At 62.2% G+C, this 21,808-nt stretch carries 18 protein-coding genes and 3 tRNA genes; 4 read left to right on the top strand and 17 right to left on the bottom strand.

Going from position 1 to position 21,808, the window contains the following annotated elements; genetic code table 11:
• Positions 1 to 6: 6 nt before the first annotated feature.
• The 13 genes from rpoC to tuf form a co-directional block, all read right to left on the bottom strand.
• On the bottom strand, positions 7 to 4,203 hold the full coding sequence (gene rpoC, locus FCU66_RS18525; protein ID WP_136622436.1) for a DNA-directed RNA polymerase subunit beta': 4,197 nt from the start codon (positions 4,201 to 4,203) through the stop codon (positions 7 to 9).
• Positions 4,204 to 4,334: 131 nt separating this feature from the next.
• Entirely contained in the window at positions 4,335 to 8,471 is a 4,137-nt protein-coding gene (rpoB, locus tag FCU66_RS18520) for a DNA-directed RNA polymerase subunit beta (protein WP_056590924.1), read from the bottom strand.
• Between the two features lie 251 nt (positions 8,472 to 8,722).
• Positions 8,723 to 9,100 carry a 50S ribosomal protein L7/L12 gene (rplL, locus tag FCU66_RS18515; RefSeq protein ID WP_008875658.1) on the bottom strand — a complete coding sequence of 126 codons (378 nt, stop codon included), beginning with the start codon at positions 9,098 to 9,100 and terminating at the stop codon, positions 8,723 to 8,725.
• A 54-nt stretch (positions 9,101 to 9,154) separates the two neighbouring features.
• Positions 9,155 to 9,673 carry a 50S ribosomal protein L10 gene (rplJ, locus tag FCU66_RS18510; RefSeq protein WP_013531412.1) on the bottom strand — a complete coding sequence of 173 codons (519 nt, stop codon included), beginning with the start codon at positions 9,671 to 9,673 and terminating at the stop codon, positions 9,155 to 9,157.
• Between the two features lie 375 nt (positions 9,674 to 10,048).
• Positions 10,049 to 10,747 (bottom strand): 50S ribosomal protein L1, encoded by a 699-nt coding sequence (rplA, locus tag FCU66_RS18505; RefSeq protein WP_109672641.1) that lies wholly within the window; start codon positions 10,745 to 10,747, stop codon positions 10,049 to 10,051.
• Positions 10,748 to 10,751: 4 nt separating this feature from the next.
• On the bottom strand, positions 10,752 to 11,180 hold the full coding sequence (gene rplK, locus FCU66_RS18500; protein WP_056590915.1) for a 50S ribosomal protein L11: 429 nt from the start codon (positions 11,178 to 11,180) through the stop codon (positions 10,752 to 10,754).
• 175 nt (positions 11,181 to 11,355) lie between these two features.
• Positions 11,356 to 11,883, bottom strand: a complete 528-nt coding sequence (gene nusG / locus FCU66_RS18495) for a transcription termination/antitermination protein NusG (protein ID WP_013531409.1) — start codon at positions 11,881 to 11,883, stop codon at positions 11,356 to 11,358.
• A 27-nt stretch (positions 11,884 to 11,910) separates the two neighbouring features.
• Complete coding sequence (gene secE, locus FCU66_RS18490) at positions 11,911 to 12,114, bottom strand: preprotein translocase subunit SecE (RefSeq protein ID WP_013531408.1); 204 nt, start codon at positions 12,112 to 12,114, stop codon at positions 11,911 to 11,913.
• Between the two features lie 398 nt (positions 12,115 to 12,512).
• A tRNA-Trp gene (locus FCU66_RS18485) sits at positions 12,513 to 12,588 on the bottom strand.
• A gap of 81 nt (positions 12,589 to 12,669) precedes the next feature.
• Positions 12,670 to 13,221 (bottom strand): putative glycolipid-binding domain-containing protein, encoded by a 552-nt coding sequence (locus FCU66_RS18480; RefSeq protein WP_136622435.1) that lies wholly within the window; start codon positions 13,219 to 13,221, stop codon positions 12,670 to 12,672.
• A 30-nt stretch (positions 13,222 to 13,251) separates the two neighbouring features.
• Positions 13,252 to 13,734: a group II truncated hemoglobin gene (locus FCU66_RS18475; RefSeq protein ID WP_136622434.1), complete on the bottom strand. Its 483-nt coding sequence runs from the start codon at positions 13,732 to 13,734 to the stop codon at positions 13,252 to 13,254.
• A 103-nt stretch (positions 13,735 to 13,837) separates the two neighbouring features.
• Positions 13,838 to 15,484, bottom strand: a complete 1,647-nt coding sequence (locus tag FCU66_RS18470) for a COG3904 family protein (RefSeq protein ID WP_136622433.1) — start codon at positions 15,482 to 15,484, stop codon at positions 13,838 to 13,840.
• A gap of 163 nt (positions 15,485 to 15,647) precedes the next feature.
• Entirely contained in the window at positions 15,648 to 16,823 is a 1,176-nt protein-coding gene (tuf, locus tag FCU66_RS18465) for an elongation factor Tu (RefSeq protein ID WP_126069210.1), read from the bottom strand.
• Between the two features lie 293 nt (positions 16,824 to 17,116).
• Here tuf and FCU66_RS18460 point away from each other — a divergent pair, with 293 nt between their 5' ends.
• Entirely contained in the window at positions 17,117 to 18,004 is an 888-nt protein-coding gene (locus FCU66_RS18460; RefSeq protein WP_136622432.1) for a DMT family transporter, read from the top strand.
• Between the two features lie 114 nt (positions 18,005 to 18,118).
• Positions 18,119 to 18,256, top strand: a complete 138-nt coding sequence (locus FCU66_RS41185) for a hypothetical protein (protein ID WP_168992208.1) — start codon at positions 18,119 to 18,121, stop codon at positions 18,254 to 18,256.
• A gap of 89 nt (positions 18,257 to 18,345) precedes the next feature.
• Here FCU66_RS41185 and FCU66_RS18455 read toward each other — a convergent pair whose 3' ends face one another.
• Positions 18,346 to 18,603, bottom strand: coding sequence for a GlsB/YeaQ/YmgE family stress response membrane protein (locus FCU66_RS18455; protein WP_109671668.1), 258 nt, complete (start codon positions 18,601 to 18,603; stop codon positions 18,346 to 18,348).
• A 130-nt stretch (positions 18,604 to 18,733) separates the two neighbouring features.
• On the opposite strand from FCU66_RS18455, the gene FCU66_RS18450 reads away from it, so the two are divergent.
• Complete coding sequence (locus tag FCU66_RS18450; RefSeq protein WP_136622431.1) at positions 18,734 to 19,204, top strand: YidB family protein; 471 nt, start codon at positions 18,734 to 18,736, stop codon at positions 19,202 to 19,204.
• Between the two features lie 77 nt (positions 19,205 to 19,281).
• Here FCU66_RS18450 and FCU66_RS18445 read toward each other — a convergent pair.
• Positions 19,282 to 19,355 (bottom strand) — tRNA-Gly (locus FCU66_RS18445).
• 89 nt (positions 19,356 to 19,444) lie between these two features.
• Positions 19,445 to 19,529: transfer RNA gene (locus FCU66_RS18440), tRNA-Tyr, on the bottom strand.
• A gap of 198 nt (positions 19,530 to 19,727) precedes the next feature.
• On the opposite strand from FCU66_RS18440, the gene rlmB reads away from it, so the two are divergent.
• Entirely contained in the window at positions 19,728 to 20,579 is an 852-nt protein-coding gene (rlmB, locus tag FCU66_RS18435; RefSeq protein WP_136625430.1) for a 23S rRNA (guanosine(2251)-2'-O)-methyltransferase RlmB, read from the top strand.
• 131 nt (positions 20,580 to 20,710) lie between these two features.
• Here rlmB and FCU66_RS18430 read toward each other — a convergent pair whose 3' ends face one another.
• Positions 20,711 to 21,595 carry a 2-hydroxy-3-oxopropionate reductase gene (locus FCU66_RS18430; protein WP_136621286.1) on the bottom strand — a complete coding sequence of 295 codons (885 nt, stop codon included), beginning with the start codon at positions 21,593 to 21,595 and terminating at the stop codon, positions 20,711 to 20,713.
• Positions 21,596 to 21,808: the final 213 nt, after the last annotated feature.

Raw genomic sequence — 21,808 nt, 5'->3', positions numbered from 1 at the left:
TCGCGCTTACTGTGCGGCGGTTGTCATGTCGGCCAGCATCGGCTCGGCGACTTCCACACCGGAGGCCTTGCGGCGCTCGTCGATGATCAGTTCGTCGCGCGAGGTGGCGATGCGCCGGATCTGGCTCATCGTGCCGCCGGTGCCGGCCGGGATAAGCCGGCCGACGATGACGTTTTCCTTCAGTCCCTGCAGCATGTCGGTCTTGCCGGCAACAGCGGCTTCCGTCAGCACTCGGGTCGTCTCCTGGAAGGAGGCGGCCGAGATGAAGGATGGCGTCTGCAGCGATGCCTTGGTGATGCCGAGCAGAACCGGCAGGCCTTCAGCCGGCTTCTTGCCGTCCTCGACCAGGCGCTCGTTGACCTCTTCCAGTTCGATCACGTCGACATGATCGCCCGGGATGTAGGTCGAGTCGCCCTGCACCGTGATCTCGACCTTCTGCAGCATCTGGCGAACGATCACCTCGATGTGCTTGTCGTTGATCGACACGCCCTGCAGACGGTAGACTTCCTGGATCTCGTTGACGAGGTAGGAAGCAAGTGCCTCCACGCCCTTGATCGCCAGGATGTCGTGCGGCGCCGGATTGCCGTCGAGGATGTAGTCGCCCTTCTCGATGACATCGCCGTCCTGGAGATGGAACGGCTTGCCCTTCGGGATCAGGTATTCAACCGGCTCAAGCGTCGAGTCATGCGGCTCGATGATGATGCGACGCTTGTTCTTGTAGTCGCGGCCGAAGCGGATCGTGCCGTCGATCTCGGCGATGATGGCGTGATCCTTCGGACGACGTGCCTCGAACAGTTCGGCAACACGCGGCAGACCGCCGGTGATGTCCTTGGTCTTGGCGCTTTCCATCGGAATACGCGCCAGCACGTCGCCGGGGCGAACCTGCGAGCCCGGCTCGACCGAAAGAATGGCCTCGACCGAGAGCAGGAAGCGGGCGTCGCCACCCTTCGACAGCTTGCCGACCTTGCCCTTGGCGTCCTGGATCGCAATCGCCGGCTTCAGGTCGTTGCCGCGTGGCGTCGAGCGCCAGTCGATGACCTCACGCTTGGTGATGCCGGTCGACTCGTCGGCCGTTTCCTGAACGGAAATGCCGTCGACCAGATCCTCGTACGACACCCTGCCCTCGATTTCGGTGAGGACTGGACGGGTGTAGGGATCCCACTCGGCGATACGCTGGCCGCGCTTCACCTTGTCACCATCGTCCACGAAGATGCGCGAACCATAGGTGAGACGGTGCGAGGCGCGCTCCTTGCCGGCTTCGTCGAGGATCAGCACCGCCATGTTGCGGCCCATGACCATCTGCTGGCCGTCGGAGTTGCGCACCACGTTGCGGTTGCGGATCTCGACCTTGCCCTCATACGAGGCTTCAAGGAACGAACTATCCACCACCTGCGCGGTACCGCCCATGTGGAAGGTACGCATGGTGAGCTGCGTGCCCGGCTCGCCGATCGACTGCGCCGCGATGACGCCGACAGCTTCACCCTGGTTGACCGGGGTGCCGCGGGCAAGATCGCGACCGTAACAGACCGCGCAGACGCCAACCCTGACTTCGCAAGTCAGTGCCGAGCGGATGCGAACCGACTGGACGCCGGCCTTTTCGATCTGTTCCACATCACGCTCGTCCATCAGCGTTCCGGCCTTGACCAGAATCTCGCCCGACACCGGATGGGTGATGTCGTCGAGCGACGTACGACCCAGCACGCGCTGGCCGACCGAAGCGACGACCTGACCGGCATCGACGATCGGCTGCATGGTGAGGCCCTTGTCGGTGCCGCAGTCGACGGAGTTGACGATGCAATCCTGCGCCACGTCGACCAGACGACGGGTGAGGTAACCCGAGTTCGCCGTCTTCAAGGCGGTGTCGGCCAGACCCTTACGGGCACCGTGGGTCGAGTTGAAGTACTCGAGCACGGTCAGGCCTTCCTTGAAGTTCGAGATGATCGGCGTCTCGATGATTTCACCCGACGGCTTGGCCATAAGGCCGCGCATGCCGGCAAGCTGACGCATCTGGGTGGGCGAGCCACGCGCACCGGAGTGCGACATCATGTAGATCGAGTTCATCGGCTTTTGACGGCCGTTGTCCTCGAACTCGACCGCCTTGATGCGGGCCATCATTTCGTCGGCGACCTTTTCCGAGCACTTGGCCCAGGCGTCGACGACCTTGTTGTACTTCTCGCCCTGCGTGATCAGGCCGTCATTGTACTGCTGCTCGTATTCCTTGGCCAAAGCCTCGGTGTCGGAGACCAGCTTGATCTTGGCGTCCGGGATCAGCATGTCGTCCTTGCCGAACGAAATGCCGGCGCGGCAGGCATGGCTGAAGCCGAGTGCCATGATGCGGTCGCAGAAAATGACCGTCTCCTTCTGACCGCAGTGGCGGTAGACGGTGTCGATCATCTTGGAGATGTTCTTCTTGGTCATCTCCTGGTTGGCGGTCTCGTAAGGCACGTTGACGTTCTTCGGCAGAAGCTCGCCGATGATCATGCGGCCAGGGGTGGTGTCATAGATCTTCGACACGACCTTGCCTTCGGCATCAACCGAACGGAAGCGGCCCTTGATCTTGGAGTGCAGCGTCACCGCCTTGGTCTCAAGCGCGTGCTGGAGTTCGCCCATGTCGGCAAACACCATGCCCTCGCCCGGCTCGTTCTGGTTGACGATCGAGAGATAGTAGAGACCCAGAACCATGTCCTGCGACGGCACGATGATCGGCGCGCCGGAGGCCGGGTGCAGGATGTTGTTGGTCGACATCATCAGCACGCGGGCTTCAAGCTGCGCTTCCAGCGACAGCGGCACGTGAACGGCCATCTGGTCGCCGTCGAAGTCGGCGTTGAAGGCCGTGCAGACCAGCGGGTGCAGCTGGATCGCCTTGCCTTCGATCAGGATCGGCTCGAACGCCTGGATGCCGAGACGGTGCAGCGTCGGCGCACGGTTCAGCAGCACCGGATGCTCGCGGATGACCTCGTCGAGGATATCCCAGACTTCCGGACGCTCCTTCTCGACCAGCTTCTTCGCCTGCTTGACGGTCGAGGAGTAACCCTTGGCGTCGAGACGGGCGTAGATGAAGGGCTTGAACAGTTCGAGCGCCATCTTCTTGGGCAGGCCGCACTGGTGCAGCTTGAGCTCCGGACCGGTCACGATGACCGAGCGGCCGGAATAGTCGACGCGCTTGCCGAGCAGGTTCTGACGGAACCGGCCCTGCTTGCCCTTGAGCATGTCGGACAGCGACTTCAGCGGGCGCTTGTTGGCGCCGGTGATGACACGGCCGCGACGGCCGTTGTCGAACAGCGCATCGACGGCTTCCTGCAGCATGCGCTTTTCATTGCGCACGATGATGCCGGGGGCGCGCAGCTCGATCAGCCGCTTCAGACGGTTGTTGCGGTTGATGACGCGGCGATAGAGGTCGTTCAGATCCGACGTGGCGAAGCGGCCGCCGTCCAGCGGGACAAGCGGACGCAGGTCTGGCGGGATCACCGGAACCACCTTCATGATCATCCATTCCGGACGGTTGCCGGATTCCATGAAGTTCTCGACGACCTTGAGCCGCTTCAGATACTTCTTCTGCTTCAGCTCGGAGGTGGTCGAAGCCAGTTCCGAACGCAGGTCGCCGGCGATCTTCTCCAGGTCCATGCCGGCCAGCAGGTCATGAATGGCCTCGGCGCCGATCATGGCGGTGAAGCTGTCCTCGCCATACTCGTCGACGGCGATCATGTACTCTTCCTCGCTGAGCAGCTGGTGCTCCTTCAGCGCGGTGAGGCCAGGTTCGGTGACGATGTAGTTCTCGAAGTAGAGGACGCGCTCGATGTCCTTGAGGGTCATGTCGAGCAGCGTGCCGATGCGCGACGGCAGCGACTTCAGGAACCAGATATGGGCGACCGGTGCTGCCAGTTCGATATGGCCCATGCGCTCGCGGCGGACGCGCGACAGCGTGACTTCGACGCCGCACTTCTCGCAGATGACGCCCTTGTACTTCATGCGCTTGTACTTGCCGCACAGGCACTCATAGTCCTTGATCGGGCCAAAAATGCGCGCGCAGAACAGACCGTCACGCTCCGGCTTGAAGGTGCGGTAGTTGATGGTCTCCGGCTTCTTGATCTCGCCGAAAGACCAGGACAGAATCTTCTCAGGGCTGGCAAGCGATATCCGGATAGAATCGAACACCTGCGCAGGCGCCTGCGGATTGAAGAGATTCATGACCTCTTGGTTCATGCCGTTCTCCTTTTCGGGGTCCTCGAAAACCCCTTGCATCTAGTCGCGAGCCAAACGCCCGCCGTCTTGTCGGCCACTGGCCGTAGAATTTGATGCATCCGGTCGCGGGAGCCCGCGACCGGATGTCTTTCTTACTCGGCCGCGTCGGGCAGCCGGATCGGGTTGTCGTCGAGCTTGGTGTTCTCCAGCTCGACATTGAGGCCGAGAGACCGCATTTCCTTGACGAGAACGTTGAAGCTCTCGGGAATGCCGGCCTCGAAAGTGTCGTCGCCACGGACGATCGCCTCGTAGACCTTGGTGCGGCCGGCGACGTCGTCCGACTTCACCGTCAGCATTTCCTGCAGCGTGTAGGCGGCGCCGTATGCTTCGAGCGCCCAGACCTCCATCTCGCCGAAGCGCTGGCCACCGAACTGCGCCTTGCCGCCCAGCGGCTGCTGGGTGACGAGCGAGTACGGACCGATCGAACGCGCGTGGATCTTGTCGTCCACGAGATGGTGAAGCTTGAGCATATAGATGTAGCCCATCGTCACCTTGCGATCGAACGGCTCGCCTGTGCGTCCGTCATAGAGCTGCGACTGACCGCTGGTGTGCAGGCCCGCCTGCTCCAGCATGATGTTGATGTCAGCCTCGTGCGCGCCGTCGAACACCGGGGTCGCGATCGAGACGCCGCGGCGCATCTGCTCGCTGAGGCGAACAATGCTCTCGTCGTCATACTCGCGAACCGGCTCGTTGCGGTCGTTGGCCGGGATGAAGCTTTCGAGCGTCTTGCGCAGCGGCTTGATGTCGCCCGCCACCTTGTACGCGTCGATCAGCTCGCCGATCTTCTTGCCCATGCCCGCGCATGCCCAGCCCAGATGCGTTTCCAGGATCTGGCCGACATTCATGCGGCTCGGCACACCCAGCGGGTTGAGCACAATATCGGCATGCGTGCCGTCCTCGAGGAAAGGCATGTCCTCGACCGGAACGATCCGCGACACGACACCCTTGTTGCCGTGACGGCCGGCCATCTTGTCGCCGGGCTGCATCTTGCGCTTCACGGCCACGAAGACCTTGACCATCTTCATGACGCCCGGAGGCATTTCGTCGCCGCGCTGGACCTTCTCGACCTTGTCCATGAAGCGCTGCTCGAGCGCCTTCTTGGAGTCGTCGTACTGACCACGCAGGGCTTCGAGTTCGCTCTGGAGCTTTTCGTTCTCCACGGCAAACTGCCACCACTGCGAACGCGGATACTCGTCGAGCGTATCCTTGGACAGCGTCGAGCCCTTCTTGAAGCCCTTCGGTCCGGCGATCGCTTCCTTGCCGACGAGCACGTCGGAAAGACGCGCGTAGACGTTGCGGTCCAGAATGGCCTGCTCGTCGTCGCGGTCCTTGGCGAGGCGTTCGATCTCCTCGCGCTCGATCGCCATGGCGCGCTCGTCCTTCTCCACACCGTGGCGATTGAACACGCGCACCTCGACGACGGTGCCGAAAGTGCCCGGAGGCATGCGCATCGAGGTGTCGCGCACATCGGATGCCTTTTCGCCAAAGATGGCGCGCAGAAGCTTCTCTTCCGGCGTCATCGGGCTTTCACCCTTCGGCGTGATCTTGCCGACCAGGATGTCACCCGGCTGAACTTCCGCACCGATATAGACGATGCCGGCCTCGTCGAGGTTCTTCAGCGCTTCTTCCGAGACGTTCGGGATGTCGCGCGTGATTTCCTCCGGCCCGAGCTTGGTATCGCGCGCCATGACCTCAAACTCCTCGATGTGGATCGAGGTGAAGACGTCATCGGCGACGATGCGTTCGGACAAGAGGATCGAGTCCTCGTAGTTGTAGCCGTTCCACGGCATAAACGCGACCAGCACGTTGCGGCCGAGCGCCAGATCACCGAGCTCGGTCGACGGACCGTCGGCAATGATGTCGCCCTTGTTGACGCGGTCGCCCATGCGAACCAGCGGACGCTGGTTGATGCAGGTGTTCTGGTTCGAACGCTGGAACTTCATCAGCCGGTAGATATCGACGCCGGACTTGCCCGGATCGAGATCTTCGGTGGCGCGGATAACGATACGCGTCGCGTCCACCTGGTCGACGATGCCGCCTCGGCGGGCGCCGATGGCGGCGCCCGAGTCACGGGCGACGATCGGCTCCATGCCGGTGCCGACGAACGGCGCCTCGGCGCGCACCAGCGGCACGGCCTGACGCTGCATGTTCGAGCCCATCAGAGCGCGGTTGGCGTCGTCGTTTTCCAGGAACGGGATCAGGGCCGCGGCCACCGACACCATCTGCTTGGGCGAAACGTCCATCAGATCGACGTTTTCGCGCGGCGCCATCATCACTTCGCCGGCGCTGCGGCAAATGACGAATTCGTCGACGAAACCACCGTTCTTGTCGAGCTCGGCGTTGGCCTGCGCGACATGGTGCTTGGCCTCTTCCATCGCCGAGAGATAGACGACGTCATTGGTCAGCTTGCCGTCGACGATCTTGCGGTACGGGCTCTCGATGAAGCCGTACTTGTTGACGCGTGCGAAGGTGGCCAGCGAGTTGATCAGACCGATATTCGGGCCTTCCGGCGTCTCGATCGGGCAGATGCGGCCGTAATGCGTCGGGTGCACGTCGCGCACCTCGAAGCCGGCGCGCTCGCGGGTCAAACCGCCCGGTCCAAGCGCCGAGAGACGGCGCTTGTGGGTGATCTCCGACAGCGGGTTGGTCTGGTCCATGAACTGCGACAGCTGCGAGGAACCGAAGAACTCGCGCACGGCGGCAGCCGCCGGCTTGGCGTTGATCAGGTCCTGCGGCATCACCGTGTCGATCTCGATCGAGGACATACGCTCCTTGATCGCGCGCTCCATGCGCAGCAGGCCGACGCGGTACTGGTTTTCCATCAGCTCGCCGACCGAACGCACGCGGCGGTTGCCGAGATTGTCGATATCGTCGATTTCGCCCTTGCCGTCGCGCAGTTCGACCAGCGTCCTGACCACGGCCAGGATGTCGTCCTTGCGCAGCACGCGCACGGTGTCCTCGGCCTTGAGCTCGAGACGCATGTTCATCTTGACGCGGCCAACGGCCGACAGATCGTAGCGCTCTGAGTCGAAGAACAGCGAGTTGAACATGGCTTCGGCGGTTTCGAGCGTCGGCGGCTCGCCGGGGCGCATGACACGATAGATGTCGAACAGCGCGTCCTGGCGGCTCTCGTTCTTGTCGACGTTGAGCGTGTTGCGGATATAGGCGCCGACATTGACGTGGTCGATGTCGAGAACCTTGATCTCGTCTTCGCCGGTGCCGAGCAGAACCTTCAGCGTCTTCTCGTCGATCTCGTCGCCGGCCTCGAGGAAGATCTCGCCGGTGCCGTAGTTGACGATGTCCTCGGCAAGATAGTTGCCGAGCAGATCCTCGTCGGTCGCCTTGATCGCCTTCAGACCCTTTTCGCCAAGCGCCCTTGCCTGACGCGCGGTGATCTTCTTGCCGGCCTCGACGACGACTTCGCCGGTATCGGCATCGACCAGGTCGCCGACAGCCTTGAGGCCGCGGAAACGCTCGACGTTGAAGGGAATGCGCCAATGGTCGCCGGCGCGCTTGTAGGTGATCTTGTTGTAGAAGGTCGACAGGATCTCTTCGCCGTCCATGCCGAGCGCCATCAGCAGCGACGTCACCGGAATCTTGCGGCGACGATCGATGCGGGCGTGCACGACGTCCTTGGAATCGAACTCGATGTCGAGCCACGAACCGCGATAAGGAATGACGCGCGCGGCAAACAGAAGCTTGCCCGACGAGTGCGACTTGCCCTTGTCATGGTCGAAGAAGACGCCCGGCGAACGGTGCATCTGCGAAACGATGACGCGCTCGGTGCCGTTGACGATGAAGGTGCCGTTCAGGGTCATGAGCGGCATGTCGCCCATGTAGACGTCCTGCTCCTTGATGTCCTTGATGGACTTGGCGCCGGTATCCTCGTCGATATCGAACACGATGAGGCGCAGCGTCACCTTGAGCGGCGCGGCATAGGTCAGGTCGCGCTGACGGCATTCGTCAACGTCGAATTTCGGTCCTTCGAACTCGTACTTCACGAACTCCAACATCGAGGAGCCGGAAAAATCGGAGATCGGGAAGACCGACTTGAAAACGGCCTGCAGTCCCTCGTCCGGACGCCCACCCTTGGGCTCCGCCACCATCAGGAACTGGTCATAGGATGCCTTCTGAACCTCGATCAGGTTCGGCATCTCCGCAACTTCCGGGATCTTTCCGAAGAACTTGCGTACGCGTCTGCGGCCATTGAAAGTCTGGGTCTGGGCCATCGTCGCTCCTTAGCTCTAAACTCGGGACGAGCCTCGCCGCGGCTCGCCTTGCATACTGGGCTACCTTGGCGGCAACCCTCTGTCTGTTTTCCCGGCGCCTGTCGGCGGCCGGCTAGAACGGGAGAAAACCCGTTTCCTGAAGGCCGATTTGCGGCCCTCAGGAAAGAGGTTCTCGTACGTCTCGCGCTACGCGTGCTCCCTTCCAGCGAAGGGAGTGGCGGACGGCGCGAGGCCGTCCGCCGCTTTTACGCTTACTTCAGGTCGACCTTGGCGCCGGCTGCTTCCAGCTGGGCCTTGAACTTGTCAGCGTCGGCCTTGGAAACGCCTTCCTTGACCGGCTTCGGAGCCGCTTCGACCAGATCCTTGGCTTCCTTGAGGCCAAGACCGGTGATGGCGCGGACTTCCTTGATGACGTTGATCTTCTGAGCGCCTGCCTCGGTGAGGACGACGTCGAATTCCGTCTTTTCCTCAGCCGGAGCAGCAGCGGCTGCAGCGCCGCCAGCAGCGGCAACCGCCACCGGAGCAGCAGCGGAAACGCCCCACTTTTCTTCCAGAAGCTTCGACAGCTCGGCCGCCTCGAGGACGGTCAGCTTCGAAAGGTCGTCTACGATCTTTGCGAGATCAGCCATTGTTGTATTCCTTCATAAGGTTCGAACGTGTGTTTGTGATAGCGAGGAACGGCCTCATGCCGCCTCGTCCTTCCGGGCGTAAGCGCCGATGACGCGCGCGACCGAGGCCGCTGGCGCATTGACGATCTGGGCGATCCGGGTTGCCGGCGTGGCGATCATGCCAACCAGCCTGGCGCGCAGCTCATCGAGCGACGGGAGTGTGGCGAGTGCCTTCACACCGTCGGCATTGAGCGAGGTCGTGCCCATTGCGCCGCCGAGAATGACGAGCTTGTCATTTCCCTTGGCGAAATCGGACGCGACCTTCGGCGCCGCAATCGGATCCTCCGAATAAGCAATCAGCGTCTGTCCCTTGAACAGCTCGATGATCGATGCGGAGTCCGTGCCCTGAAGAGCGATTTTGGCGAGACGGTTCTTCGCGACTTTGACGGTGCCACCGGCGGCGCGCATTTTCGACCGAAGGTCGTTCATTTGCGCGACGGTGATACCGGCGTAGTGGGCCACGACCACTGAACCTGCGTTCGAGAACGCACCGTTCAGGCCCGTGACGAGTTCGCGTTTTTCCGCTCTGTCCACTGCCTATCTCCAGTTGACCCCTGCCCCATTAACGGGGACAGGCGTCGGGTTGCCTTTGTCGGCCGGGCCATCCAGTAACGGATCTCCCGAACGACGCTCGAGGATCCTGCCCCCTTTCGCCACATCGACGGCAAAGCCGGCGATGCGCAGACAAAAGGCAAACACGGTTCGAACCTTTCATTGGAGCAATCGCTCCGTTGTCCGGTCTTCACCCGTCTCATGCAGGCCCAAATCGAATTAAGGCTTCTGGGCCGCCTGCAATCTCGGACAGGATGTCCGGAAACCTCTCGGCTTCCGGTACCGGGCCGCCGACAAGTCGGAGGCCCGGAATTCACTTGCGGATCAGCCCTTTAGCGGCCGATCCAAATGTTCGTATCAGGACGCTGTGAGCGTCGCGACGTCGAGCTTGAGGCCCGGACCCATCGTCGAGGTGACCGACACCTTCTTGACGTAGTTGCCCTTGGCGCCAGCCGGCTTTGCCTTGGTCACGGCATCGGCGAAGGCGCGGATGTTCTCTTCCAGAGCCTTGACCTCGAACGAGACCTTGCCGACGCCGGCATGAACGATGCCGGCCTTCTCGACGCGGAACTCGACGGCGCCGCCCTTCGATGCCTTGACCGCGGCGGCAACGTCGGTGGTGACGGTGCCGACCTTCGGGTTCGGCATCATGCCGCGCGGGCCGAGCACCTTGCCCAGACGGCCGACCAGCGGCATCATGTCCGGCGTGGCGATGCAGCGATCGAAATCGATCGTGCCCTTCTGGACGATATCGACCAGATCCTCGGCACCAACGATGTCGGCGCCGGCGGCGCGCGCTTCGTCAGCCTTGTCGCCGCGTGCGAACACAGCGACGCGCACCGAGCGGCCGGTGCCGTTCGGCAGATTGACCACGCCGCGGACCATCTGGTCGGCATGGCGCGGGTCGACGCCGAGGTTCATGGCGACTTCGATGGTCTCGTCGAACTTGACCGAGGAACGGTCCTTGAGCAGCTTCAGCGCATCACCCAGGGCATAAGCCTTGTTGGGATCAATGCCTTCGCGGGTCTTCGATACACGCTTTGCAATCTTTGCCATGATCTTAGCCCACCACTTCCAGACCCATCGAGCGGGCGGAGCCCTCGACCATGCGCATGGCCGCTTCGACGTCGTTTGCGTTCAGATCCTTCATCTTCGCGGTGGCGATCTCGCGGACCTTCTCACGCGAAACCGTACCGGCCTTGACCTTGCCCGGCTCCTTGGAACCAGACGTCAGGTTAGCCGCCTTCTTCAGGAAGTAGCTCACCGGCGCCGTCTTCATGACGAAGGTGAAGGACTTGTCCTGATAGTAGGTGATGACGACCGGAACCGGCGATCCCTTTTCCATTTCCTGGGTCTGCGCGTTGAACGCCTTGCAGAATTCCATGATGTTGATGCCACGCTGACCAAGCGCCGGGCCGATCGGGGGAGACGGCGTAGCCGATCCCGCTTTCACCTGGAGCTTGAGCTGGCCTGCAATTTTCTTAGCCATCTCTTTTCCTGCCTTTGTCTATGCCGGCCCCCACTGTCTTGGGAAACCCGGCGGTTGCAGTCTGGTGGTGCGATCCATGCGGCCGGCTAAAGCCGCACTCGTCTCCCACCGTTCTCAAGAGCAGCGCGATCTCCGCGCCGCTCTTCCCTACCGCACTTGGCGGCGGGATTTCGGATCAGCCTTTTTCGACCTGTCCGAATTCCAGATCGACAGGCACGGCGCGCCCGAAGATCGAAACTTCCACCTTGAGCCGCGCCCGCTCCTCGTCCACTTCCTGGACGAAACCGTTGAACGACGCGAAGGGACCATCCGAAACGCGGATCGCTTCGCCGATCTCGAACGTGACCGAGGGCTTGGGCCGCTCGACGCCTTCCTGCACCTGGTTCAGGATGCGCTGCGCTTCCGCCTCGGTGATCGGCACCGGCTTGGAGTCACCCAGGAAGCCGGTGACCTTCGGCGTGTTCTTGACCAGCGAGAACACAGCATCGGTCAGGTTGGCCTTCAGGAGCACATAGCCCGGGAAGAACTTGCGCTCGGCATCGACCTTGCGGCCGCGACGAACTTCGACGACCTTCTCGGTCGGCACCACGATCTGATGGATATCGGCGGACAGGCCCTTCTGCTTGGCCTTGTTCTCGATATCCTCGGCGACCTTCTTTTCAAAGTTCGAATAGGCGTGGACGATGTACCAGCGCGCGGTCATTTCAAGACTTCTCCGTAATCGCCGGACTTAGCGTCCGATGCCCAGAATCTGTTCGACCGCGAGGCCCATGAGCTGATCAGCGGTGAAGAAAAAGATCATCGCGATCACTGCGAAGGCCAGGACCATCACCGTCGAGATCATCGTTTCGCGCCGCGACGGCCAAGTCACCTTGGCGGTCTCCGCGCGGACCTGCTGGAGAAAGACGAAAGGATTTGTGGTTTTCGAAGCCATATGCCGCTCTGTCTTCAAGACCCGTTGGCCGGGTCTCCTGGATGATCCCGCTGGCCGGGACGTGCCGCCTGAGCCCAATCTCGCGCCGAATCAGCGCAATCATTTCGCCCATGCAAATCAGACGCGTAAAGCCGGCTTCCCAGCTCCACGCGTCGCGTGTCTGTTTCGTCTACATAAAACCGATTCTTGATCCACGCAAGTGGCAAGTCTCCGCTTTATGACCAAACGCCGCCTCGGAACCATCCAGTCGTTCCGTCCCGGCTATGGCGCTCTTATGCCCCAAGAGCGCTAATATGGCAAGCGGGTCGCCGATTTTCAATCGGCAGACCGTAGAAATATCGTTTTGATGGCCATTTCGAGAAATGGCGAAATATCACGTCGAGTGCCATTCCAAGAAATGGCACGGGCAGCAGGGCTCGAACCTACGACCTGCGGTTTTGGAGACCGCCGCTCTACCAACTGAGCTATGCCCGTATCGTGCGCATGTCGGCGCAGCAGGCGCTTCCTAAAAGCTTCCGCACGCTCTGTAAAGAGCGGTTTGCAAGCAAACGCGCCTTAACCCCTGCGCCAGAAATCGGGATAGCTGACAACCAGCCCGTCGCGGTCGATCTCAAGTTCCCGCCTGAAGTCGCTCACGCGCGATTCATAGAGATATCGCCTGCCCTCTTCGAGGCATGTGTAGCGCTGCGGGTTGGCGACGACGGTGAGGGCGGGGAAGTCGATGAAGGCAGTGGTTATCTCGGCACTCTGCCCTGCGGAAAGCCGCAATCGCCGGATCGGCAGCGTGTTGGTGAACGGCGTGACGGTCAGGTCGGGATCGAAAATGCCGTCGAGCTCCGGCATCGGCAGGCCGTCCCTGGTCCAACGACCATCGCCATCGGCGGCAAGAACAAGCGTGCGGCCGCTACCGATCATATCGACAACGACACGCCTGGCATGCCAGCCGACATCGCAAGCGATGCGGTAACGGACGGCAAAAGGCGTTTGCCCGGAACAGATGACGACGGAGTCGGCCGAGACCTCCCCTGCGCGCTCCTGCAGCACCAAATGTTCGACGCCGGGTCCGTCCCACTCCCGCCAGCGCACGATCTTCATATCTTCCGGCACCAGCCCAACACCTCCCGTGGCGACTGGGCGCTAGTTTGTGCCCGGTGGCCGATAGGGGCCACCCGGCACGCCCCAGCCCCAGGCGGGCATCGGCTCCGTCTCGGGATCGCAGGTCTCGCCGAGATTGGAGTTCATCTTGGCCAGCCGCGATCCCCATTCGACATAGCCCATGAAGGCCGAACGGAATTCCGGATCGTCGGGCATCCCGACCGCGTCGGCGGCATCGGCCAGGAGGTTGATCCAGCGGCGGCGCTGCTCCTCCGTCAGATGCTTGCCCAGATGGTGCATGACCATCTCGCGGTGGCCGCCAAATTGCTCGCTGTAGGTTTTTGGTCCGCCGAAAACCTCGCCGATGAAGGCCGCGACATGGGCGGGATGATCCGGCGACATGGTCTTGAACACCGGCCCGACGATCGGGTCCTGCGCCACCTTGTCATAGAAAGTCTGGGTCAGCCGGTTCAAGGCCTCGCTGCCGCCGGCCCATTCGTAGAGTGTCGGGATATCCTGGTTCATTCTCGATCCTCCGCCAGCCCCGGCGCCGCCAGCAGCGACGATAGCGGAAAAATCGAGAGTGTCTCAACCTGCCTCAATGGCCAGTTTCCGACGTCGCCGCGCTTTACAATTTGGCGGGCGCGTCAGCCTCGGCATTGGCGGAAGGCCGGATCCGGCAATTCTGCGGTTTCGGCACCGCCTCGCAGATGGTGGCGCCGGTCAGCACGTCGACCGATTGCGGGCCCGTCGTCAGCCCGACCTTCAGCATCATGTCGGGTTCAAGCAGGCGCTCGACCGAGCGCCGTTCGATGGCTGCGAACAGCGCGGGATCGATCGCCATCTCCTCGAGATAGGCCTTGACCATCTGCTTTTGCCCCATCGGATACAGGCTAAGCTGCGCCCGGGGACCGACAAGCCGCCTGACGCCACCGGCAAGCATGAGCGCGCAGGCCGAATCGCACTCCACGCCCGCATCGGTGCTCAGCCCGGCATAGGCGCCCTCTTTGGCCAGGCAACTCCACTCTCCCGGGTCACAGCCGACGAAATCGGTGCGGCCAACGGCGACGTCGAGCTTCTTTTCATGGATAAGCCGTCCCGCCGCCAGAGCGCTGAACAGGTCGCCTCCCGTTGAGCTGATCACGACAGGCAGTTGCCGGTTGCCGAGCGTGGCGAGCAATTGGCGCAGCTTCTGCGGGGTCCGAGGTGTGATCGCGCCTTCCGCCGAAATCCATTCCGGGCAGTCGGGATTGCAGAGCGGGTTGCTGCCGCGAGCCACGATAAAGCGCATGTCTTCATCGCGCTGCACGCCCTCGGGCTCCACCGGTAGCGGGGTGGGCCTGGCTGCGGTCGTCAGGCCATCGGCTGGCTTGTTCCCCGGTATTTCGAGGCAATTCGCGGCCAACCGGTCCGGCCTGCACAGGCTTGCGGCGGTCAACAGGTCTACAGCGTCCGCACTGGTGACCAACTTCATCGCCAGCATGTCGTCGAGGGCGATCTGGTGGATGTCGCTGGCCGGGGTGCCCTTCATCGTTTCGAGCACGCTCGGTTCGATGCCCATCTCGTTCAGATAGGCGGCCAGCTTTTTCTCCACCGACTTGCTCATCTCGTAGGTCTTGTAGCTGCCGGCATTCTTCCGGCTGACGATCTTTGTGTTGAGAACCTTCTTCTTGCCCCCCACGATGCGGTAGGTGGTCCGGTATTGCAATTTCGTGCGGATGTAGGTCGTGGTGATCTGATGGACGCCGAGATAGGCCCATTCGCCTGCGACACGCCGGACGCCGCCGGCAAACATCAACGGACAGGCGGAATTGCACATGGCGCCATAGTCAATGACATCGCCTAAGTAGCGGGCGCCATTCTTGTCACGGTCCTGGCAACCCTTCGCGTCGGGCTGGCAACCGGAGAACACCGTCTTGCCAATGGCGATATCGAGCTTGTTCTTGCGGATCAGCCGGCCAAGCGCCAGCGCCGCCTCGACATTGCCGCCGGGAGAATTGACGACGATCGGCAGCTTTCGCCCGCCAAGCGTCTTCAGCATGCGTTTGAACAGAGCCGGCGTTCCGGCTTCTATCGAGCCTTCTGCCGAGATCCACTCCGGGCAGATCGGCTCGCACCCCGGTGCATTGCTGCGGACAATACCAAACTGCATCGTCGGACCGAGATCCGGGGCCGTATCCGCCGCAAAGGCACGCCCCGTGACAAGCAACGCCAAGAGGCAGATCAGCCGCAGCGACCACAATGCCCGACGATGGAAAAGGCGCCCTGGAACCATTTGGAAAAAGCCCCTTGATGCAACCTATACTAGACGAGGTCCAAAGGCTTGCAACAGGGTCCGGGCGACAACGCGGCGCACCGATCTCTGGGGGCAAAAGGAAAGGGCGGCCCCAAGGACCGCCCTTTCCGTTTCGAACCGATCCGGCACAAGCCGGGTTCGATTATTCCTTGATGGTGACGACGATGCCGGCACCGACGGTGCGGCCGCCTTCACGGATAGCGAAGCGCAGCTTCTCTTCCATGGCGATCGGCACGATCAGCTCGACATCGACCGTGATGTTGTCGCCCGGCATCACCATCTCGGTGCCTTCCGGCAGCGACACGATGCCGGTCACGTCGGTCGTGCGGAAGTAGAACTGCGGACGGTAGTTGGTGAAGAACGGCGTGTGACGGCCACCTTCGTCCTTGGTCAGGATGTAGGCTTCGGCCACGAACTTCTTGTGCGGCTTCACCGTACCGGGCTTGGCCAGAACCTGGCCGCGCTCGACACCTTCACGATCAACGCCGCGCAGCAGCGCGCCGATGTTGTCGCCAGCCTGGCCCTGATCGAGCAGCTTGCGGAACATCTCGACGCCGGTGCAGGTCGTCTTGGTCGTCGGACGGATGCCGATGATCTCGAGTTCCTCGCCGACCTTGACAATGCCACGCTCGACGCGGCCGGTCACGACCGTGCCGCGGCCCGAGATCGAGAACACGTCTTCGATCGGCATCAGGAACGGCTTGTCGAGCGGACGAACCGGGGTCGGGATGTAGGCATCGACCGCAGCCATCAGCTCGCGGATCGCGTCCTCACCGATCTTCTTGTCGCTGTCTTCAAGAGCAGCCAGAGCCGAACCCTTGACGATCGGAATGTCGTCGCCGGGGAACTCGTTCTTGGTCAGAAGCTCGCGAACCTCGAGCTCGACCAGTTCGAGCAGCTCGGCGTCGTCGACCTGGTCGACCTTGTTGAGAAACACGACGATCGACGGCACGCCGACCTGACGGGCGAGCAGGATGTGCTCGCGGGTCTGCGGCATCGGGCCGTCGGCGGCCGACACGACCAGGATCGCGCCGTCCATCTGCGCGGCACCGGTGATCATGTTCTTCACATAGTCGGCGTGGCCGGGGCAGTCGACGTGAGCGTAGTGGCGGTTGGCCGTCTCGTATTCGACATGCGCCGTCGAGATCGTGATGCCGCGCGCCTTCTCTTCAGGGGCAGCGTCGATCTGGTCGTAGCGCTTGTATTCGCCAAAATACTTGGTGATCGCCGCCGTCAGCGACGTCTTGCCATGGTCGACGTGGCCAATCGTGCCGATGTTCACGTGAGGCTTGTTACGCTCGAATTTACCTTTTGCCATAGTCTCTTTCCTTGGACGGCCTGGACCTTCAGTTCAGTCGAATGCGGGGCGATTAGCGACAAAGGCCAAAAAACACAAGCGTCTTTTGGCTGGGTGCCGTCTCACTCAGTCCGAACCATCGATCCGATTGCGGGGATGTGGCGCTGATATAGGAACGCTGAAGCCGAAATGAAATGGGTGACAGACCGATGCATCGAAGCCGCGATAGCGCTGGCTGGCTTGCCCGCCCTGTCTGATTCAAGGCCAGGCCATGGCCCATTGCGGTCGCAACCAGGGTCTGATGTTGTGACCGAATGCATTTGATCCCTGCCTCCATCCGCGGACCGCTGTTCATGATCGTCTCGACGGGGTCGTATCTCGTCAACGACACGATGATGAAGCTCGCGACGGCGGGCCTGCCGTCCTATGAAGTGCTGTTTCTGCGCGGCGTGGCGGCAGCGCTCTGGGGCTTCCCGCTGTTGTTCGCGCTGGGCTACGGCAAGCAGATCCCGCTGATCTTCGACAAGCGCGTGTTGCACAGGAACCTGCTCGAGATGGCGGCGATCCTTTGTTATGTCGTCGCACTCGCCAACATGCAGATCGCGGATTCCACCGCGCTCGGACAGATCACGCCGCTCTTGATGCTGGTCGGCTCCTCGATCCTGTTTGGCGAACGGATCGGCGGCCAGCGCATGGCGCTGATCGGGCTCGGCTTCATCGGCGCCCTGATGGTGGCGCAACCGACCATGCAAGGCATTTCGGTCTACGCGCTGCTGGCGCTCGGCAACGCCGCACTTGCGGCGGCGCGCGACCTTGCCGGCAGGCGGGTCGCGGCCGAGGTGCCGGGGATGATCGTGGCGATTTCCGCCGTCGTGGTGGTGCTGATCGGCGCCGGTGCCGCGCATCTGGTTTCCGAGCGCTGGGTCATGCCCGGGACGCACCACCTGCTGCTGATGGCCGGCGCAGGATTTTTCCTGATCTTCGGCCACTTCTTCATCTTCATGGCCTATCGCGTCGGGCCGACCAGCGCCGTGGCACCGTTCTACTATAGCTTCACCGTCTGGGCGGTCATTTCAGGCCTGCTGGTGTTCGGGCAATTCCCCAACGCGCTGGCGGTCTGCGGCATCCTGCTGGTTGTCGGCAGCGGGCTGACCATCGTGTCGCTGGATCAGCGCGAGCGCCGGCTGGCCGTCGTCGCGTAGCCTCAGCAAGCAGGCGCTCGCGCACGAGCTGTTGCCGAGCCGAAAAAGATCGTCTAATCGGCGAAGACTCGTCCAATCGACGACGGCATGATCAATCAGCCAAGGGAGCTCCCCATGACGGATTTTGACCAGAACAAGAACTCCAACGCCGAGCACAAGGCCGCCATCCGCAAGTCGCTTGTCGGCTGGGCGGCGTTCATCGCGGGCACGCTGATCTTTTTCGCCGCCGCCGACGCGGTGTTGATGCCATAGGCGAGCCGCTGCTGGGTATGCCGGCCCTGAGCCGTTCTCCTCGCCTCCCAGCAGCAATAGTTCGAAACTTCAGACGATCCGGCTGGCGCCTAAAGCGTCCGCTTTGCGCTGAACTGATGGTAGGCCCACAGGACGACCACCGCGCCAACCACAGCGACGATCAGGCTGTAAATGTTGAGGCCGGTGACACCTGACGCGCCGAAGGCGCTGAAGATCAGGCCGCCGACAATGGCGCCAACGATGCCGAGCACGATATCCATGATCATGCCCTGGCCGGTCTTGTTGACGATCTTGCTGCCGATGAAGCCGGCGACCACGCCGAGAATGATCCAGCTGATGATACCCATTTTTTCCTCTCCATCCCCCGCCAGCCGGACATTTTCATATGATTGTCAAAACCTCAAGCCAACTTGAAATTCCGCCTGGATGCGCCATTGTTGAAGATGGGCTGGGCTTGGTTGAGATGGAGGATCCACTATGGGACTTTTTGACAATGCCGTTCCCGGCGGCAACATCACCAAACCACTGATGATCGCGCTCGGTGCTCTGCTGGTCGGAAAAATGCTGAGCGGCAGAAGTGCCGAACAGCCCGAGCAGTCTCCCGCTCCTGCTCCTACTCCGACCGGCCCCGCTCCGACGGAAACCACGTCCGCCGACGGCGGCCTGGTCGGCGGACTGGGCGGCCTGCTCGACAAGCTCAGAAATGCCGGCCACGGCAATGCCGCCGACTCCTGGGTCGGCACCGGCCAGAACCAGTCGATCAACGCCAATGATCTCGGCACCGCAATCGGACCGCAGATCATTCGCGAGATCGCGCAACGGACCGGAATGGACGAGCAGGAACTGCTCAAGCAACTGTCCGCTGCCTTGCCCGGCATCGTCGACAAGCTGACGCCGAACGGCCAGGTGCCGCAGCAGCACCAGGTGGCGTCAGCGTTCAACAGCTAGCGCGTCGCGGACACTACAATTGGAGCACTGCGCCTTGTGCGCAGTGTTTCGGCTTGCCGGTGCTGGGGATGAGTGTCTGGAGCGGGTAGCGGGAATCGAACCCGCATATTCAGCTTGGAAGGCTGCTGCTCTACCACTGAGCTATACCCGCGCCGTTCCTGAAGTACCGGATTCACCCGAAAAGCGCCATGCACTTTTCGGTCCGATTCTTTTCGCGTTTCAGGGCTTCCGGGCCGGCAGTGGTGGAGAGGGTTGGATTCGAACCAACGTAAGCTAAGCTAACGGATTTACAGTCCGTCCCCTTTAACCACTCGGGCACCTCTCCAGTCTGCCGCCGGAGCCATGCAACGAGGCATTCGCGCCAATCCGGACCCGAGTTGTGTCTTCTCCGAAACCAGCGCAGCGCCTTATGGCGGCAAGCCCATTGGGTGTCAACCGCGCAGCCAGGGTTTTTCGATGTTGTTCGCCGGCTGCAGCGACGGGCCATATCCTTGGCCGGAGGACACGGCTATAGAAGCCAGCCATGAGCGATAAAACCAACACTCCCAAAGACACCCATTACGCCAAGCTGCGCCGCGCCTATCGCGACGAGAAAAGCGGCGGCGCGCCGGCGTTCAGGCCGCGACAGCCGGTTCCGCCGGGCGAAAATGCCGCGGACGGCCTGGTGCGGCTGTACGGCCTGCACACGGTGCGCGCCGCCCTCGACAATCCGCGCCGCAAGATCAGAAAGATGCTGGTGACGCGCAATGCGGCCGAGCGCCTTGATATAGCCGATCTCGCCGCCCTGCCCTTCAAGACGGAACTGGTCGAACCCAGGGACATCGACAAGATCACCGGGTCGGACGCCGTGCATCAGGGCGTGCTGATCGAGGCGGAGCCGCTGAAAGCCAAGCGGCTTGATGCGCTTGGCGATGCAAAGCTGGTGCTGGTGCTCGACCAGGTCACCGATCCGCACAATGTCGGCGCCATCCTGCGCTCGGCGGTCGCCTTCGGCGCCGGCGCGCTGATCACCACCGCCCGCCACAGCCCGCAGGAATCGGGCGTGCTGGCAAAATCCGCCTCCGGCGCGCTGGAGCATATCGACCAGATCGAGGTGAAGAACCTCGCCGACGCGCTCGGCCAGTTGCACGAGGCCGGCTTCCGCACCATCGGACTTGATTCGGACGCGCCTGCGGAACTCGAAAAGAGCTTTGCCGGAGAAAAGATCGCCTTGGTGCTGGGCGCCGAAGGCAAGGGCCTGCGCCAGAAGACACGCGAGACGGTGACGACGCTGGCACGCCTCGACATGCCCGGCGCCATCCATTCGCTCAACGTATCGAACGCCGCGGCGATCAGCCTTTACGTGGCTAGGAAGTTCTTGGCGAGTAGCGAATAGCGAATAGCGAATAGCGAGTAGCGAGTAGCGAGTAGCGAGTAGCGAGTAGCGAGTAGCGAGTAGCGAAAGTCGAGTCCCGCCTATCCGTGGGCTGCAATCCCTATTCGCTACTCGCTATTCGCTATTCGCTCCTACCCCACCTCATGCGCGGCCATCCGCTCCAGCGCCCTGACCAGCGCCGAATGATCTTCCTTGGCGCCGCCATTGGCCGCGCAGGAATTGAACAGCTGCTGGGTCATGGACGTGTTGGGCAGCGACACGCCGAGCGCTTTCGCGCCCTCCAGCGCGAGGTTCAAATCCTTCTGGTGCAGTTCGATGCGAAAGCCCGGCGCAAAGGTGCGCTTGACCATGCGCTCGCCATGTACTTCGAGAATGCGCGAAGCCGCCAGACCGCCCATCAGCGCCTGCCTGACCTTGGCCGGGTCGGCGCCGGCTTTCGACGCAAAAACAAGCGCTTCGGCGACGGCTTCAATGGTCAGCGCGACGACGATCTGGTTGGCCACCTTGGTGGTCTGGCCAACGCCATTCGGCCCCACCAGGGTGATGTTCTTGCCCATCTTCTCGAAGACGGGTTTTGCACGTTCGAACGGCTTTTCCTCGCCGCCGACCATGATGGTGAGCGACGCCGCCTTGGCGCCGACCTCGCCGCCCGAGACCGGCGCGTCGAGATAGTCGCAGCCCAGATCGTTGATCTTCCTGGCAAAGGTCTTGGTCTCGATCGGCGAGATCGAGCTCATATCGATGACCAGCTTGCCCTTCGACAATCCCGATGCGACGCCATTCTCGCCGAACAGCACATCGGCCACTTGCGGTGTGTCCGGTACCATCAGGATGATGATGTCGGCAGTCTTGGCCACGGCGGCATGGCCGGTTACGGTTTTGAGGCCCTTGGCGACGAGATCGGCCGGCGGCTTGGAGCGATGGTCGCTGGCGATGACCTTGTAGCCGGCATCGAGCAGATGCCCTGCCATCGGTGCGCCCATGATGCCGAGGCCGATGAAGCCGATGGTTTCCATTGTGGTTCTCCGTCTTTTGTTAGGCCGCGTTCTGTCACGCCCCCCTCTGTCCTGCCNNGGGGGGAGATTGGCGGCTTCGGCGCTGGCTTTCAATTTTGTTACAGTCGAAAATTGGCGAAGGCCGTGGTGACATCCAATCTCCCCACCTGTGGGGGAGATGGCCGGCAGGCCAGAGGGGGGCGCGACAGAACGCGAGTTCCGTTGCTAATACGC

This window comes from Mesorhizobium norvegicum, assembly GCF_004919685.1.
In the GTDB taxonomy this organism is placed as follows: Bacteria; Pseudomonadota; Alphaproteobacteria; order Rhizobiales; family Rhizobiaceae; genus Mesorhizobium; species Mesorhizobium norvegicum.
This window is presented reverse-complemented; position numbering and strand designations above follow the sequence as displayed.

What these genes read in the sequence shown, in the direction of transcription:
- rpoC (WP_136622436.1), bottom strand. Translation starts at nt 4,203, where the DNA reads ATGAACCAAGAGGTCATGAATCTCTTCAATCCGCAGGCGCCTGCGCAG.
- rpoB (WP_056590924.1), bottom strand. Translation starts at nt 8,471, where the DNA reads ATGGCCCAGACCCAGACTTTCAATGGCCGCAGACGCGTACGCAAGTTC.
- rplL (WP_008875658.1), bottom strand. Translation starts at nt 9,100, where the DNA reads ATGGCTGATCTCGCAAAGATCGTAGACGACCTTTCGAAGCTGACCGTC.
- rplA (WP_109672641.1), bottom strand. Translation starts at nt 10,747, where the DNA reads ATGGCAAAGATTGCAAAGCGTGTATCGAAGACCCGCGAAGGCATTGAT.
- rplK (WP_056590915.1), bottom strand. Translation starts at nt 11,180, where the DNA reads ATGGCTAAGAAAATTGCAGGCCAGCTCAAGCTCCAGGTGAAAGCGGGA.
- nusG (WP_013531409.1), bottom strand. Translation starts at nt 11,883, where the DNA reads ATGACCGCGCGCTGGTACATCGTCCACGCCTATTCGAACTTTGAAAAG.
- secE (WP_013531408.1), bottom strand. Translation starts at nt 12,114, where the DNA reads ATGGCTTCGAAAACCACAAATCCTTTCGTCTTTCTCCAGCAGGTCCGC.
- FCU66_RS18475 (WP_136622434.1), bottom strand. Translation starts at nt 13,734, where the DNA reads ATGAACCAGGATATCCCGACACTCTACGAATGGGCCGGCGGCAGCGAG.
- FCU66_RS18470 (WP_136622433.1), bottom strand. Translation starts at nt 15,484, where the DNA reads ATGGTTCCAGGGCGCCTTTTCCATCGTCGGGCATTGTGGTCGCTGCGG.
- tuf (WP_126069210.1), bottom strand. Translation starts at nt 16,823, where the DNA reads ATGGCAAAAGGTAAATTCGAGCGTAACAAGCCTCACGTGAACATCGGC.
- FCU66_RS18460 (WP_136622432.1), top strand. Translation starts at nt 17,117, where the DNA reads ATGCATTTGATCCCTGCCTCCATCCGCGGACCGCTGTTCATGATCGTC.
- FCU66_RS41185 (WP_168992208.1), top strand. Translation starts at nt 18,119, where the DNA reads ATGACGGATTTTGACCAGAACAAGAACTCCAACGCCGAGCACAAGGCC.
- FCU66_RS18455 (WP_109671668.1), bottom strand. Translation starts at nt 18,603, where the DNA reads ATGGGTATCATCAGCTGGATCATTCTCGGCGTGGTCGCCGGCTTCATC.
- FCU66_RS18450 (WP_136622431.1), top strand. Translation starts at nt 18,734, where the DNA reads ATGGGACTTTTTGACAATGCCGTTCCCGGCGGCAACATCACCAAACCA.
- rlmB (WP_136625430.1), top strand. Translation starts at nt 19,728, where the DNA reads ATGAGCGATAAAACCAACACTCCCAAAGACACCCATTACGCCAAGCTG.
- FCU66_RS18430 (WP_136621286.1), bottom strand. Translation starts at nt 21,595, where the DNA reads ATGGAAACCATCGGCTTCATCGGCCTCGGCATCATGGGCGCACCGATG.